This window comes from Brevundimonas mediterranea (assembly GCF_011064825.1).
Classification (GTDB): domain Bacteria; phylum Pseudomonadota; class Alphaproteobacteria; order Caulobacterales; family Caulobacteraceae; genus Brevundimonas; species Brevundimonas mediterranea_A.
This window is the reverse complement of record NZ_CP048751.1, coordinates 2861451-2877299: the sequence shown is the minus strand read 5'-3', so window position 1 is coordinate 2877299 and position 15849 is coordinate 2861451. Positions and strand designations below refer to the sequence as shown.

The 15849-nt window shown below is 67.2% G+C and carries 14 protein-coding genes; 4 read left to right on the top strand and 10 right to left on the bottom strand.

Annotation, left to right across the window (positions count from 1 at the left end):
- Positions 1–152: 152 nt before the first annotated feature.
- The 8 genes from GYM46_RS16710 to GYM46_RS14115 form a co-directional block, all read right to left on the bottom strand.
- On the bottom strand, positions 153–551 hold the full coding sequence (locus GYM46_RS16710) for a hypothetical protein (protein ID WP_040349657.1): 399 nt from the start codon (positions 549–551) through the stop codon (positions 153–155).
- Positions 552–642: 91 nt separating this feature from the next.
- Positions 643–1152: an integrase arm-type DNA-binding domain-containing protein gene (locus GYM46_RS16705; RefSeq protein WP_008259432.1), complete on the bottom strand. Its 510-nt coding sequence runs from the start codon at positions 1150–1152 to the stop codon at positions 643–645.
- 435 nt (positions 1153–1587) lie between these two features.
- Positions 1588–2235 carry a hypothetical protein gene (locus GYM46_RS14140; RefSeq protein ID WP_008260233.1) on the bottom strand — a complete coding sequence of 216 codons (648 nt, stop codon included), beginning with the start codon at positions 2233–2235 and terminating at the stop codon, positions 1588–1590.
- A 49-nt stretch (positions 2236–2284) separates the two neighbouring features.
- On the bottom strand, positions 2285–2629 hold the full coding sequence (locus tag GYM46_RS14135; RefSeq protein WP_035306194.1) for a hypothetical protein: 345 nt from the start codon (positions 2627–2629) through the stop codon (positions 2285–2287).
- A gap of 322 nt (positions 2630–2951) precedes the next feature.
- Complete coding sequence (locus GYM46_RS14130) at positions 2952–4640, bottom strand: cisplatin damage response ATP-dependent DNA ligase (RefSeq protein WP_008260322.1); 1689 nt, start codon at positions 4638–4640, stop codon at positions 2952–2954.
- 97 nt (positions 4641–4737) lie between these two features.
- Positions 4738–5250, bottom strand: a complete 513-nt coding sequence (locus tag GYM46_RS14125) for an RcnB family protein (RefSeq protein WP_008262246.1) — start codon at positions 5248–5250, stop codon at positions 4738–4740.
- 121 nt (positions 5251–5371) lie between these two features.
- Positions 5372–7189, bottom strand: a complete 1818-nt coding sequence (locus GYM46_RS14120) for a response regulator (protein ID WP_008263581.1) — start codon at positions 7187–7189, stop codon at positions 5372–5374.
- Positions 7190–7274: 85 nt separating this feature from the next.
- A complete protein-coding gene (locus GYM46_RS14115) occupies positions 7275–7580 on the bottom strand; it encodes a BolA family protein (RefSeq protein ID WP_035306246.1) in 306 nt (101 codons plus the stop codon).
- Positions 7581–7625: 45 nt separating this feature from the next.
- Between GYM46_RS14115 and GYM46_RS14110 the strand changes: the two genes are divergently transcribed.
- Positions 7626–8294, top strand: a complete 669-nt coding sequence (locus GYM46_RS14110) for a J domain-containing protein (RefSeq protein WP_008261316.1) — start codon at positions 7626–7628, stop codon at positions 8292–8294.
- Between the two features lie 23 nt (positions 8295–8317).
- Here the strand turns inward: GYM46_RS14110 and GYM46_RS14105 are convergent, their stop codons facing one another.
- Positions 8318–8998, bottom strand: coding sequence for an SDR family oxidoreductase (locus tag GYM46_RS14105; protein WP_008263877.1), 681 nt, complete (start codon positions 8996–8998; stop codon positions 8318–8320).
- Between the two features lie 42 nt (positions 8999–9040).
- Positions 9041–10210, bottom strand: a complete 1170-nt coding sequence (locus GYM46_RS14100; RefSeq protein WP_008258855.1) for an N-acetylmuramoyl-L-alanine amidase family protein — start codon at positions 10208–10210, stop codon at positions 9041–9043.
- A gap of 517 nt (positions 10211–10727) precedes the next feature.
- Here GYM46_RS14100 and GYM46_RS14095 point away from each other — a divergent pair.
- The 3 genes from GYM46_RS14095 to GYM46_RS14085 are packed head-to-tail and all read left to right on the top strand — an operon-like array spanning position 10728 to position 15799.
- Positions 10728–13520, top strand: a complete 2793-nt coding sequence (locus GYM46_RS14095; protein WP_040349659.1) for an Rne/Rng family ribonuclease — start codon at positions 10728–10730, stop codon at positions 13518–13520.
- Positions 13521–13578: 58 nt separating this feature from the next.
- The gene (locus GYM46_RS14090; RefSeq protein WP_164952711.1) at positions 13579–14979 is read left to right on the top strand and encodes a M48 family metalloprotease; all 1401 of its coding nucleotides are present in this window, start codon (positions 13579–13581) and stop codon (positions 14977–14979) included.
- Between the two features lie 31 nt (positions 14980–15010).
- Complete coding sequence (locus GYM46_RS14085; RefSeq protein ID WP_008263179.1) at positions 15011–15799, top strand: thioredoxin domain-containing protein; 789 nt, start codon at positions 15011–15013, stop codon at positions 15797–15799.
- The last annotated feature ends 50 nt before the right edge of the window (positions 15800–15849 follow it).

Sequence of the window (15849 nt, the reverse complement as noted above, 5' to 3'; positions counted from 1 at the left end):
GACGTCGGCGGCGGCCGGTGCTGAAACGCCGGGCTTCGTCGCAGAAGTTCCTGGCCCGCCCCCCCATTCGGACGCCGCATCTCGGCGCCTCAGGTTTGCGAGAAGGAGAATGTCGCCGCCCCCCTGGCTAGCCTGCTCTCCCTGGGTTCTCCTCATCTCGTGACGCGCTGGGTCTCAGCCGCGGCTCTTCCCAGGCGCGTTCGCCCGGCCCGACTGCGCCGCGAGGGAGCGTCGATCAGAACTGACGGCAGAGCGTGAACCGCAAGCCGGGCGGCCTGAACCTCGAGCTTGCGCAATGCGGCGCGCGATCCGCCCTTCAACCGCGCCACGTCAGGGTTCTCCGCCATCAAGTCTTCGAGCAAGGCGCGGCTTGTGCTGTTGAGCCAACGGCTGAGATCGTCGCTGGGGCGTCTGCCGCGTCCGACGGCGGCGCCCAGGATAAACCGGGACAGTTTTTCCTGCTGGGCGCGCAGATGATCGCGCATCAGCTTGGAGCGCGTGATGTAGCCGGCGTTCACGCCGGGCAGCGAGTGGTTCATCAAGAGGTGCATGTCCACCTCCGACACCTCCGCCGCCTGACCCAGGGTACGATAGGTCTGGCGCAGATCGTTTCCCCAGTGGCTCAGGACCCCGCGCTTTTCCTTATGCTCCTGAAGATGACCGCTCGGCGCGTCGCTCGGAAAGAGCCAAGTCCGTCCGCTGTCCGGATAGATAGCCCCGCAGCGTGCCTTCCGCGCGTTTCTTGCGCAGCAGATGCGAGGCCCTGAACCGACGCCAGGCCTCGCCGAGGGTCGGCACGCCATCGGGCGAGGTGATCGGCGCTCCGTCGATCTCGGCGGGGAGCGGCTTGACCTTCTTGGCCTTGGGCGGTCGAGGATCCTCGCCCTTCCCGATCCGGCCGATGAGCGCCTTGGCCCGACTGCGCGCCTCGCGCGAGTTGATGGACCCCACCTCGCCGACCGCCATCCGGATGGTGGTCCGCGCGCCGTCCTCACCATGAAGATCGGCTTGGATCGTGAAGGTCTTGGAGGTCTTGCCCACGACCACGAAGAAGCCGCCGAGGTCGGTGTCGCGGGCGATATAGGGGCGATCGCGGGCCAGGGGCAGGCCGATCAGATTCTTGTCTGTGAGGGTCAAACGCAGGTTCGACATTTGCTGACTTTTTCGCGTGAAAAACGGTGAGATCGGGGCCAGAAAAACGGTGAGAAAAACGGTGAAATTGACGCCCGGAGGCAGCATGGTTTCAACCCGTAAATCTACGATAGCCCACGCCGTAGCGCGAAAATACTCAATTATATCAATAGGCTGAATCGCACACTTTCGCTGATTTCGCGGTGTTCGGAACGCCGTACATCGGCATCTCTTAATCAGCGGGTCGTAGGTTCGAACCCTACATCACCCACCATCGTCTTTCCCTTTAGAAATCAGAAAATTCAGCCGTTCTCCGGAACGAGACGGCTGTCGAACCGACTGCGAAATCACGGTTCCGCGGCGTCGCTGGGTTGAGAGTCAGCAACTCGCATCTCGCCCTCAACCGTCTTCGCCCGCCAGCGTATTGGCTGGCGGGCGTCGCATCCGGCCTCCCCCCTAGCGGTAGAGGGCCCGCTCTCGCGAGATGTCTTCACTGCTGTAGGGTTGAGCATCGCTGTCGAACCGGCTCCAACCGGAGGCGCGATAGGCTTCGCCCCGCGACACGGCGTCAAAGCCCTGGCGGCCGTTCAGGATGGCCTCGACCCGGCTTTCATCGTCACCGTCTGACTTGACGCTGACCAGGGTTCCGCCGCGCCGGACCCCTTCGGCGTAGACATTGGCGTCTTCGTCCGAGTGGCCGGCCTCCTTCAGGGCGCCGAGCAGGCCGCCTGTAGCGCCCCCGGCCGCCGCGCCTATGGCGGCGCCGACCGCCGTCGAGGCGAGCCAGCCTGCCGCCACGACCGGCCCAAGCCCGGGGATGGCCAACATTCCCAGACCGGCCAGGAGACCGGCCCCGGCCCCGGCCAGGCCGCCGGTCGCCGCGCCCGTGCCGGCTCCGTCGGCGACATCATTCTCTCCGTCGCCGTTGCGGTCGCCGAGCGGGCCCGCGCCGTCCTTGTGGGGATGCGAATGGCCGGCGTGCCAGTTGTCGGCGTTGTTGGACACGATGCTGATGTCGTCAGGCTTGAAGCCGGCGGCTTCCAGGTCTGACACGGCCTGCAGGGCATGGGTGTGGCTGTCGAAGAGACGGGTGACGGTCGCCATTGGGCGCTCCTGAATCTGATGGTTTGAAAATCTGGGAAGACGCGCGCGCCTATTGCGCGGTGACGACGCCCTTGTAGTCGACCGAGACGGTGGCTTGAGCGCCGTCCTTCATGGCCGTGGCGGACCAGACGCCGTTCTCGTTTTGCATCAGCGGTCCGACGTCCGTGTAGCCTTGCTTCTCGATCGCTTCCCGGGCCTGGCCTTCGGTGAAGGAATTGGCGCCGGGCGTCAGCGCCGTGGTCTGGGTGGTGTCGTCCATATCCACCGCAGGATTGCGGGGCGTTTCCGACGTGGAGACCGCCGGACCTTCGACCGGTCGGGTCGTCTCGGCATTGTCGCCGCAAGCGGCCAGCAGAGCGCTGGCGGCGACGAGCGCGAAGATGGGCTTGATCATGATGCGTGTCCTTTCGAGATACAGATTTGAAGTGGCCGCCGCCTCAAATCGTTCCGAAAGAAACGCCAATTAGGGCCATCATCCGCGCAATAGAGTCGTAACGACCGCCTGCACTACGACAACGGCGGCGGCCTTTACTGCAACGCTTTGCAATTGGCTGATCGCTCGGCAGATATGAGTAAATCATCTGGTTCAACGCTACTGAAGCCAGACGCACTCGACCTATTTCCAGGCCGAAGTCTTTACGCCGGAAGGCCCCGTTCGGCGAGGGCTTGCCCCGACCCGGTCAAAGCCGCGTCGCGGTCTCACCCGCGGCAAGGCGCTAGACCTTGGCGATGCGCCCCCCTCCGGTCTCTATCGCATCCAGCAAGTCCATGACGGCGTCGAGGGTGTCCGCCTCGCGTGCGGGCTTGTCCCAGCGGATGCGGCTGACGCGGGGAAAACGCATCGCCACGCCCGACTTGTGCCGGGTCGAACGCTGAAGCCCCTCGAAGGCGATCTCCAGCACCAGGCCGAAATCCCGCTCGGCCCGCACCGACCGCACCGGGCCGAACCGGTCCACCGTGTGGTCGCGCACGAACTTGTCGAGCTGTTTCAGTTCTTCGTCGGTGAAGCCGAAATAGGCCTTGCCCACGGGGGTCAGCGCCCCCTCCTCCGTCCAGACCCCGAAGGTATAGTCGGAATAGAAGCTGGACCGTTTGCCGTGCCCGCGCTGGGCGTACATCAGGACGGCGTCGATGACGTGAGGATCCCGCTTCCACTTGAACCACGGCCCCTTGGGGCGGCCCGCCACATAGGGGCTGTCCCACCGCTTGAGCATCAGCCCCTCGGCCGCCGCCCCGACCGGCGGATCGGCCCGCAGCCGGGCCAGGCTGTCCCAGTCCGCATACTCGACCAGGGGCGACAGATGCAGCCGCCCGCCCCCATGGCCCTGGACCAGGGTCTCCAGTCGCGCCCGCCGCTCACGCAGCGACAGGCTTCGCAGATCCGTCGCGCCGTCCGCCAGCAGATCATAGGCGACCACCGCCGCCGGAAAGGCCGCCATGGTCTTGGCGTCCACCGTCTTGCGGTTCAGCCGTTGCTGCAGGTCGCCGAAGGGGGCGATGGCGCTGTCGCGCCAGACCACCAGTTCGCCGTCCAGCGCGCCCTCGAACGCCAGGGCCTCCATCACATCGGGGAAGGCGCCTGAAATCTCGTCCCCGGTGCGGGACCACAGTTTGCGGACCGCGCCCTCGACCACCGCCTGAACCCGGATGCCGTCCCACTTCCATTCGGCGGCGTAGTCGGCCGGGTCCATCTTGGGAAAATCGACCGCCTCGTCGACAGCGACAGCCAGCATCACCGGGCGGAACCGCCCTGGCGCATCCGGGCTGGGCCGTTCGGCCCGTCCCTCCAGCCAGGCGAACAGATCGCCATAGGGGGGCGGGACCGCGTGCCAGACCTCCTCGATGGCCGAGACGTCCACCGGCTCAAGCGGCGTAATCGTCTCCGCCCCGTCCGGTGAAGGAGGCGTCAGACGCGTCTCGGGCCGCATCATCGCCGCCGCCGTCTTGGCCAGCCGGCCCGACAGCCCAACCCGCAACCCGCCGGTCATCAGCTTCAACAAGGCCCAGCGTCCCTTGGGCTCCAGGGCGTCCAGCCAGCCCTCCAGCAGGCCCTTGACCTCGGCGCGGGTCGCGGTCCGCAACCCCTCGATCACCTCGCCCAGTTCGGGCTCGCGATTGGGCCGGCGGTCGGACGGCGCCGGCCAGATCAGGGCGACCGTCTCGGCCAGGTCGCCGACATAGTCATAGGACCAGCCGAACAGCACCCCGTCCACCCGCGCCTCGACCGCCTTGCGGATCATGGCGGGCTTGGCCGCATCGAAGGTCAGGTCGCCGGTCAGGGCCGCCAGGGCCCAGCCCCGATCCGGATCGGGCGTCGTCTTCAGATAGTCCCGCACCAGCACCAGCTTGGCGTTCCGCGAGGCGGTCAGCGACAGGCGGTCCAGAAGTTCGGCGAAGGCGCGCATGGGCATCCATATGGGGCGCTCGAGACGTCGCCGTCAGCCCAGAACGAAAAACGCCCCGGAGGTTTCCCTCCGGGGCGCAGATCGGATCACGCGATGATCAGTTGAACAGTCCGGCGATGACGGCGGTGATCAGACCGCCCGCGACCGCCGCCAGCACCACGTCATTGCCGCTCCGGACATACTGATAGCCGCGCGGCGGCGCGCGCAGGCCGTAGCGGCCGTAGTCGTTCACCACATAACCGTTGCTGCGGTAATAGGACGGCATGCGCTGGCCATAGCTCCAGGTGCGAACCGCATAGCCGCGCGGGGCGACATAGCGCGGCGCATGATAGCGACGCTGGGCCTGCTGCCAGCGGCCGTACTGCCGTTGATCCTGGCGATACTCCTGGCGATCCTGACGCTGGTCCCGACGGAAGTCGCGGCGATCATCCCGGCGGTCGTGGCGGTCATCGCGTCTTTCGTCACGCCCGTCATGGCGATTGTGCTGGCGGTTGTCCTGGCGCTGTTCGTAGCGGCGGTCGTCACGAGACTGGGCCGAGGCGGCTCCGGCGGCGCCCACGGCGGTGGCGGCCAGGACCGCGGCCATCGTGGCGGTGAGAATCTTCTTCATGGGATGTCTCCATCTGCGGCCGAACCATTCGACTGCCCACACTATGGAGACCGGCGGCTGAGGCGGGTCTGAACCGGCGCGGTCGCCTGCCGTTCAGACCAGGACCGCCTTTCAGCCTCAATCAGGCGGCGACCGACTGTTCCGCAGGCGACATGGCGCGGCCCACGGCCTCGCGTCCGCCCGGAACACGGCTCATCATCTCGGCCAGGGCCCCGAAATCGATGGGTTTGGTCAGATAGGCGTCCGCGCCCGCGTCCAGGCCGGCCTGATGATCTTCACTGCGCGCCGAGGCGGACAGCACGACGATGGGCGTGTCGGCGTTGAGCCCCTGGCCTTCGCGGATCCTGCGGGTGGCGGTCAGGCCGTCCATCACCGGCATGTTGACGTCCATGATGATCAGGTCGAACTGCTGCTCGCTCGCCGCCTCCAGGGACAGTTGCCCGTTCTCGGCCGTGGCGGTGACATGCGAGGCCGTGCTCATCCAGGCCTCCAGAATCATGCGGTTCACCGGATGGTCCTCGACCACCAGCACCCGCAGGCTTTCACAGCATTCTATCTCGGTCTCGACCCGTTCGATCGAGACACGGCGGCTCCATTCCACCACCTCGGCTTCGACGGTCAGGGTGAAGCTCGACCCGCGGCCCACGGAGGAATCGACGCTGATGTCGCCGCCCATGATGTTGGCCATGCGTCGCGCGATGGTCAGCCCCAGGCCCGTGCCGCCGAACCGGCGCGTCGAGGAGGCGTCCACCTGGGTGAAGGGCTGGAACAACCGCTCGAGATCGGTCGGAGAAATGCCGGCTCCGCTGTCGGTGACGCAGAACTCGAACCCGACCCTGCGGTCGGAAATACGTCGGCCGCGCACGACATAGCGGATTTCGCCGACGTCGGTGAACTTGACCGCGTTCGAGAGCAGGTTCTGCACGACCTGGCAGACCCGTAGCGGATCCCCGCGCACCACGGCCGGAATGTCCCCTTCCAGTTCGGACACGAAGGTCAGCCCCTTGGCCTCGGCCTGGGCCTCGAAGGGTCCGGAAATCCGGCGCTGCAGGTCATCGACGACGACATCGACGACTTCGAAGGTCATCTTTCCCGCCTCGATCTTGGTCATGTCGAGGATGTCGTTCAGCAGGGACAGAAGATTGTCCCCGGAATTGCGGATGATCGACAGATATTCGCGCTGGGCCCCTTCAAGTCGCGTCGCACTGAGCAGCTGGGCCGCCCCGAGGACGCCGTTCATCGGCGTGCGAAGCTCGTGCGAGATGACGCCCAGGAAGTTCGACTTGGCGTCGTTGGCGGCGTCCGCCTTGTCGCGTGCAGCCTCCAGCTCCTCGATCAGATGGGCCTGATGCGCCTGGAAGGCGTCGATCCGACGCTCGCGCAGCATGGTCATGGTGACCAGGACGAACAGACAGGCCATGGTGAACGGCAGGACGGCCAACATCGACCAGAACTGCGGCGTCCCCCACAGGCTGAACAGGATAATACAGGCGGCGACGCCATAGGGCGAAGAGATGATGACGGCCTGCCGCGGCGAATTGCGCAACTGGGCGAAGACCAGCACATAGCCCGAAATGATCAGGGCGACGGCCAGGGTCTGACCGAACGCCGAATTCGAGAACCAGGCCATCAGCGGCGCAGCGGCCCATGCGGCGGTGGTGACGGTCGCCACGGCGGGGAAAACCATGCCCCAACCGACATCGACGCGGTGGCTGAGCTTGTGTTCGACGACGCCGCGGATGGAACCGGCCGCCAAAGTGACCACGAACCATATCATGGCCTGCCACCACGCCACCGTGCCCAGCAGACCCAGGGCCCAGCTGGCGATGATCAGGTACCGCAGATATTGGGTCTGCAGGATGGCCGTCAGGGCCTGAGCAGGATCGCCCGCGCGCCGGTCGCCCGCAAAGGCCTTCGCGACGCCGTCAGATTCCACCATGTTCCAGCCGTCCCCACGTTCTGTTTGGTCGCGTGACGCTAGGACGAAGGTTCTAAGACGGAGTGAACGCTGGTTTTCTTCGCAATCAGGCGCTGTGGGAATCTTCGACGGGGGTGAGAGCCCGGATCGACAGGGCGTGAATCGGGCCCGACAGCTCCTGTTTCAGCACCCCGTTGACCGTCCTCTGCCGCTCCAGCCGCGACTGTCCTTCGAACGCCGCAGAAACGACCACCAGATTGAAGTGGCTTTCGCCGCCGGGCTTTGCGTCCATGCCGCCTTCGTGGTGGTGGCCGGCGTGCCGTCCGCTGTCGTCTTCGATCTCCAGCCGTTGCGGCGAAAGCGCGGCGTTCAGTTTTTCACGGATAATCGTCGCCACAGGGCCGTCTGACATGATCGTTTCCTTGAAGAGGTCCAATTCCACACTACACTTCGGGCGATGTCCGCTTCCTTTCAATACAAGCCGCGCTTCACCGACATTCGGGTCAAGCCGCCGAAGCCCGAGGAGGAAGCCGCCAAGGCGGACGTCCTGCACCTGAAGCCGGGCGAAAAACCGTGCCAATGGCCCGACTGCCGCAAGGCCGCGACCGCCAGGGCGCCCAAGTCGCGCGAGCGGCTGAACGACTTCTACGAGTTCTGCCAGGGGCATGCGGGCGAATACAACAAGGGCTGGAACTTCTACGCCGGAATGAGCGAAGGCCAGGTCCGCGCCGTCCAGGAGAACGAGGCCATGACCGGCGGTCGTCCGACCTGGGAGATGAAGGCCGGCAAGTTCACGCGCGAGGCCGCCGCCTTCTCCGCCAAGATGGGCACAGCGAACAACACCGGCGCCGGCTCCTGGCGTGACAGTTTCGGCCTGTTCGGCCGTCGCGGCGACCAGGCCCCGCAGTCCCCGACCGAGGACCGCCGAATCGGCAAGCTGGAACGCGCCGCCCTGGCCGATCTCGATCTCGATCCCGGCGCCGAGAAGGCCAAGATCAAGTCTCAGTACCACGACCTTCTGAAACGCTTCCATCCGGACACCAACGGCGGCGACCGCGGCGCCGAGGCCAAGCTGCAACGCGTCATCAAGGCCTGGAAGACACTGAAAAAGGCGGGCTTGGCCTAAACCAGGCTGGCGGATCCGCGCCTTCAGTCGGCGTAGATCATCTTGCGGGTCATGCCGCCGTCCACCGTCAGCACCTGTCCGGTGACGAATCCGGCCTCGACGAGATAGAGGACGGCCTCGGCGATGTCCTCGGCGCGTCCGACACGCCCCACGGGATGCTGGGCGTGATCGCTTTCACTCAGACCTTCCGGCGCGGCGATCCAGCCCGGCGCGATCGCATTGACCCTGATCTTCGGCCCCAGACTGATCGCCATCGCATGGGTCAGGGCGGACAGCGCGCCCTTGGCCGCAGCATAGGCCTCGGTCTGGGGCTCAGACATGATCGCCCGGGTCGAGGTCATGTGAATGATGCTGGCCCCTTCCCGCAGCATCGGGATGGCGGCGCGAGACATCAGGAAGGCGCCCGTCAGGTGGCTGTCCACCGTCCGGCGCCAGGCCTCCAGCGACAGTTCGGCCAGGGGGCCGTTGGTCGGATCGGCGACGCCGGCGTTGTTGACCAGAAGATCCAGCTCCGACCATCCCAGTTCGGCATAGGCCGCCGTGACCGAGGCCTCATCACCGACGTCGCAGAGAACCGACCGAGCGCCGGACGAGGCGGGCTTGAGGTCAAAGGCGGCGACCTCCCAGCCCCGATCCGTCAGGGCCTGACAAAGTCCGGCGCCGATCAGGCCTGCGCCCCCGGTGATGATCGCTCTCTTTTTCATAGTCACGCAAACCGCTGAGCCGAAGCCTGGTTGCAGCCGAAGTCAGGGCTGCCCGGCTCCATCAGTCGACGCCGTCATCAACGGGGCCGTCGGCTCCCGGAAATAGCGGTCGATGCCGTCCGCGACCGACTTCATCAAACGGCGACGCGCGCGTTCGTCGGTCAGCAGACGCTCGTCCTCGGGATTGGTGATGAAGCCCATCTCCAGCAGCACGGCCGGCACATCGGGCGCCAGCAGCACGGCCAGGCCGGCGTCACGGTGGCTGCGGCGCAGCAGCGGATGGTCGGAGCCTTCCAGATGGGTCAGCAGGACGCGGGCGAACTGGGCCGAACGGTTCTGGGTGGCGCGCTGGGTCATGTCCAGCAGGATACGGTCCACCGACGGGTCCCGCCCCGGCAGGTGCAGTTCGCGGTGCCAATTGTCGGTCCGCGTGAACTCGCGCACGGCCCGTCCGGCGCCCTGTTCCGACAGGGTATAGACGCTGGCGCCGCGCAGGGCCGGATCGGACCCGGCGTCGGCGTGCAGCGAGATGAACAGATCGGCGTCCGACTGGCGGGCGATGGAAACGCGGCGATACAGATCGACATAGGTGTCATCGGCCCGCGTCAGGCGAACCCGATAGCGGCCGGTGCGCTCCAGCTCGGTCTTTAGAACCAGGGCGGCGGCCAGGGTGACCTGTTTCTCACGGGTCAGGGCTCCGCTGGCGCCCGGGTCCTTGCCGCCGTGCCCCGCGTCGATGACGATCAGCGGGCGTTCGGCGCGACGCGGCGCCGGCGTCGTCCGCGGCGCGGGTCGTGACGCGGCTATAGCTCCACCGACAGCCTTCAGATCGACGACATAGCGATAATGGGCCACCCCGTCGCCGGGGGGCAGCAGAAAGCGGCGCTCGATCTCGCTGCCGCGCGCCAGCTCCAGCTCAATCCGTGACGCCCCGCCCGAGGCGCTGACCTGATAGGAGCGGACCAGGCCCGAACCGCCGCCGTTCAGGCCGCGGCCGGGCGCGACGCCGTTCAGGGCCAGGGTGACCCGGCCCGCGGCGCCTGTATCGATGACGCGCCCCTGTGTCGACTTGTCCAGATCGATGACCACGCGGGTCCGGTCGCCGTCCGCACCGAAGCGCACGCCCAGGACATCCCCCTGGGCGCCCCAGGCGAAACCCCGCGTCGAAAACAGGGCGACCGTGCAGATGACGACGAAGGCCAAGGCGGTCATCGCCCATTCCCTCGCGCCCCAGCGCTCTACACCTGTCAAAACACGACCGCCCATAACGACGTCGAACCCAATCCTACTGGAACCTGGTCGCCATGATGCCAGATGCTCGTATTCAGGGGGTTAAGGCCGAACACCTTTTAATTCGCGTCCGGCGTGACTATGATGTGACTGCTCGCGAACCGATCGCGCCTTCTTCGCCTCAGCGGAACCCGGCGCGCCCTCCTCGCGGCGCTGACTTTTCACCAATCCGAGAACCGCGCCGGCGTCGCCGGTGGTTCGAAGAGCGGACCAGTGTCGCGGCCTTACCCGTTCCAACGGATTGGCGCGCACGGTTCAGGACCGACGACCTCCATGGGCCTTTCCGCCTGCGTCCCCCTACGGCTTGACCAAGCCCGCTTCGCCGTTTTCGGCGAGGGGATTTCGCGCGCCCCGGCCCCTCCCCCCATTCGGCGAGCCGCCGTGACCCTGTCCAGAGTTCTGGAAGGGCCGGCCCGTGCGCGCCAGAGAGAGACTTTCCATGTCAAAGACAATGCTGATCGACGCGGCCCACCCGGAGGAAACCCGGGTCGCCATCGTGGACGGACGCCAGATTGAGGAATTCGATTTCGAATCCCGTGCGAAGCGCCAGCTTCGCGGCAACATCTACCTGGCCAAGGTCACCCGCGTAGAGCCCAGCCTGCAGGCTGCGTTCATTGAATACGGCGGCAACCGCCACGGCTTCCTGGCCTTCAACGAAATCCACCCGGACTACTACCAGATTCCGGTCGCCGACCGCGAAGCCATCATGGCCGAAGCGCATGACGACGACGATGACGACGATCTGGGCCGCGAATCCGACGACGACGCCGATCCCGAAGCCGCCCTGGCCGACGAGGAGCGGCTGAAGCGCCGCCTGATGCGCCGCTACAAGATCCAGGACGTCATCAAGCGCCGCCAGATCCTGCTGGTCCAGGTCGTCAAGGACGAGCGTGGCGCCAAGGGCGCGGCCCTGACCACCTGGCTGTCGCTGGCCGGCCGCTACTGCGTCCTGATGCCCAATACGGGCAAGGGCGGCGGCATCAGCCGCAAGATCACCAACACCTCCGACCGTCGCCGCCTGAAGAGCGCCGTCTCGGCCCTGGAAGTGCCCAAGGGCATGGGCCTGATCATCCGCACGGCCGGCGCCAAGCGCACCAAGGCCGAAATCAAGCGCGATTATCAATATCTGCTGCGGCTGTGGGAGACGATCCGCGAGACCACCCTCGCCTCCCACGCCCCCTCGGTCATCTACGAGGAAGAAAACCTGGTCCGCCGCGCCGTGCGCGACATGTTCGACAAGGATTTCGACGGCATCCAGGTGGAGGGCGTCGAGGGCTTCAAGGAGGCGCGCGACTTCATGCGCGTGCTGATGCCGTCGCAGGCCAAGAAGGTTCACCTGTATCGCGGCTCGCGCCCCCTGTTCGCGGCCAACGGCATCGAGGAGCTGCTGACCCAGATCCACCAGCCGGTCGTACCGCTGAAGTCCGGCGGCTATCTGGTCATCAACCAGACCGAGGCCCTGGTGGCCATTGACGTCAACTCCGGCCGCGCCACCAAGGAACGCAACGTCGAACAGACGGCGTTCAAGACCAATATGGAAGCGGCGGAAGAAGCCGCCCGCCAGCTGCGCCTACGCGACCTCGCCGGCCTGGTCGTGATCGACTTCATCGATATGGATGAGGGCAAGAACAACCGCACGGTCGAGCGCGTGCTGAAGGACGCCCTGTCGTCCGACCGCGCCCGCATCCAGATGGGCCGCATCTCGCCCTTCGGCCTGATGGAGATCAGCCGCCAGCGTCGCCGCCTGGGCGTGATCGAGGGCGCGACCGAGGCCTGCCCGCACTGCCAGGGCACCGGCCGCATCCGCTCCGCCGAATCCGCCGCCCTGATGACGCTGCGCGCGGTCGATATCGAGGCCGGCAAGAACGGCGCGGGCGTCGTGGTGCTGAAGGTCTGCACCGCCGTCGGCCTGTATATCCTGAACCACAAGCGCGCCTATCTGCAGTCGCTGCTGGAACGTCGCGGCCTGAACGTCATCGTCCAGATCGACGACAGCCTGGGCCAGGGCGAGCACAATATCGACCGGACCGAGACGAACGAGGACTTCGTCGCGCCCGAGATCGAGATGCCCAACCTCGACGACGACTTCGACGCCTCGCTGTACGAAGACGAGGATGAGGACGACGACGAGGAAATCGTCGGCGACGACGAGGACGAGGAAGACGTCGAGGCGCTGGACCGCGAGGACAGCGACGACGACGAGCCGCGCGAACGCGCTGAACGCGCCGAGTCCGGCGGTCGTGATCGTGGCCGGGGCCGCAACCGTCGCCGTCGCGGCGGGCGTCGTGACGACGAAACCGCCGATGTCGCCGAAACCGTCGAAGCCGCCGATACGCTGAACATCGACGACGCCTCGGACGACGAAGAGGACGAGAACGGCCGTCGCCGTCGCCGGGGTCGCCGTGGCGGTCGCCGCGTCCGCGAGGACGGCGAGCGTGACGTCTACACCTGGGTCCGCGGCCGCACCCCGTCGCTGGACGATCCTTATGTCTGGTTCGACCCGCTGAACCCGGGCCGTCCCGAGGCGCGCGCCGAACGTCCGGATCGTGCTGAGCGTCCCCAGGCCGCACAGGCCGAGGTCGAAGGTCTGGACGCCACGGCGTCCGAAGGCTCGGGCGAGGAAGGCGGCCGTTCGCGTCGCCGTCGTCGTCGTGGCCGGGGTCGGGGCGGCGACGCCATCGGCCAGGAGATCAAGGTCGAGAACCGCGCCACCAATGAGGGCATGCCGCCCGACGGTTCGCCCCTGACGCCGATGGCCGTAGCCGATGGAGCCGGGGCCGACGCCGTCCAGGCCCAGACGCCGGAGACGGACGCCCCCGCCGTCGCGCCCGAGCCCCAGCGTCGTCGCGTTCGCCGCAAGTCGGCCAGCGCCGACGCCGTGGTCCAACCGGCACGGGAAACCGAAGCCGCGCCGGAACCGGTCAAGACCGCCGCCGAGCCGCACGTCGAGCCTCACCCCGACACGGCCATCGAGCCGAACGAGGCGGCGCTTGAAGGCGCGCCGGTCGAACTGGACGTGACGCCGCAAGAGGCCCTGGCCGCCGAGCCGGTCATGGTCTCGCCGGTCGAACGGCCTGTCCCGCCGGTCGCTGTCGAACCCCAACCGGCGGCTCTGCCGGAACCGTTCGTCGCCCCGACGCCCGAGATCGACGTCGAGGCGATCATCGCCGAAGACCCGAACCAGATCTCGGCCCCGCCCGAAAAGCCCAAACGTGGGTGGTGGCGCCGCTGATCGGTCACGATTAGACTGTGAGGATGCAGACGGGGGTCGGCCGCTACTGGAGTACGCCATGACGTGGCTTCCCCGTTCCGCATCTCGTGTTCTGGCCGCGGCGGCGGTGGGCTTCGCAGCCCTCGCCGCCGCCGGCCAGGCCTCGGCCCAGAGCCTGATCCGCGACACCGAGATCGAGGGCATCATCCGCGAATGGGTCGATCCGGTCTTCGTCTCCATGGGGTTGAACCCGACCGACGTCGAAGTTCTCCTGGTCAATGACAACGAGCTGAACGCCTTCGCCACGCGTGGGCGGATCATGGGCGTCAACACCGGCCTGATCCTGCGGACCAAGAACCCCAACGAACTGCTGGGGGTGATGGCGCACGAGGCGGGCCATATCAAGAACCGCCACACCCTGCGCGACGGGGCCCAGAACGCCGCCAAACAGCCGATGTTCATGACCATGGCCCTCGGGGCCCTGGCCATCGCCGCCGGCGCGCCGGACGCGGGCCTCGCCCTGCTGGGCTCCAGCCAGTATTTCGGCACGATCGGCGCGCTTCAGTATATGCAGGGCCAGGAGGGCGAAGCCGACCTGACCGGCGCCCGCGCCCTGGAGGGCGCCGGCGAATCCGGCGCGGGCCTGGTCTCCTTCTTCGAGAATTTCCGCGCCCAGGAAGTCTTCTCCGACGCCCGCCGCTATCCCTATTTCCGCAGCCATCCCCTGTCGTCGCAGCGCATCGAATCCATGCGCCGCTTCGTGCAGGACCAGCCCCACTATGATCATCGCGACAGCCCCGAGCGAATGGCCCAGCACGCCCTGATCCTGGCCAAGATCCACGCCTTCATGGATCCGCCGAACACCACCCTGCGCGCCTATCCCTCGACAGACACGGCCCTGCCCGCCCGCTACGCCCGCGCCATCGCCTGGTATCGCGACGGCCAGACCGACAAGGCCCTGTCGGCGGTGGACGCCCTGATCGCCGAGGACCCGCAGAACCCTTATTTCGCCGAACTGAAGGGGCAGATCTATTTCGAGGAGGGCCGTCCGGTCGAGGCCGTCGCCGCCCACCGCGAGGCCGTGCGGCTCAAGCCCGACGCCCCCCTGCTGCGCATCAACCTGGCCCACGCCCTGATCGGCACGGACGATCCCAAGAACCTGGACGAGGCCATCGACCAGTTGAAGCACGCCACCGTCGCCGAGCGGGAGAACACCATGGCCTGGCGTCTGCTGGGCCAGGCCTACGCCGCCCAGGGCAAGGAGGGCGAGGCCCGTCTGGCGACGGCCGAGTATTATTTCGCCGCCGGCCAGGAGCGCGAAGCCACCCAGTTCGCCCTGCGGGCCCGCAGCATGCTGGACCCCAATTCCATCGAATGGCGCCGGGCGGTGGACATCGTCCTGGCGTCAGGCGCCACGCCCGACGATCTGCTGGACCTTGATCGTCGCGACGCCGCGCGCAAGCCGACCACGCTGAACTGACGCCCTGCCCCCCTACTGACTGCGAGCCTTCATGACCGACGACGCCCCCGCGCCTGAGCCCCACACCCCGCCGCCCGCCAAGAGCAGCCGCCTCACGGGCGCGGTCGCCGGCTATGTCGCGCTGGGCGTCTCGGTCGTGGCCCTGGGCCTGGCCGCCGCCCCCTATTTCGGCGGCGGTTCGGGCGACGACGTCCGCACCTATCTGCTGGCCCACCCCGAGGTGCTGCAGGAGGCCAGCCTGGCGCTTCAGGCCAAGGAGGGCCAGGCCCGCGTCGACGACACCAATACAGCGGCGGCCGCCAATGCCACCCTGCTGGCCCCCGACGCCCGCGACCCCGCGTTCGGCCCGGCCGACGCCAAGGTGACGGTGATCGAGTTCTTCGACTTCCGCTGCCCCGGCTGCAAGGCCGTGGCGCCCCAGTTCCGCGCCCTGATGGCGGCCCACCCTGACGTCCGCTTCGTCTTCAAGGATTGGCCCATCCTGGACCGAGGCGAGGACGTCGCGTCCCAGTACGCCGCCCGCGCCGCGCTGGCCGCGCACCAGCAGGGCAAGTATCTGGAGGTCTACGACGCCCTGATGTCCGAGCGCGCCCTGACGCCCGAATCCACCGACCGCATCCTGGCCCAACACGGCGTGGACATGGCGCGCGCCAAACAGACCCTGGTCGCGCCGGAAACCACCCGCCACATCGCCGACATCCACACGGCGGCGGCGGCGCTGAAGCTGCAGGGCACCCCCACCTTCTTCGTCAACGGCAAGGCCGCCGCCAGCATCGACCCCGCCGAGATCGCCCGGATGATCGAGGCCGCCAAGCGCTGATCTGAAGCCGCAAGGCAGTCCACACAGCAAAACGGCCCCCGGATCGCTCC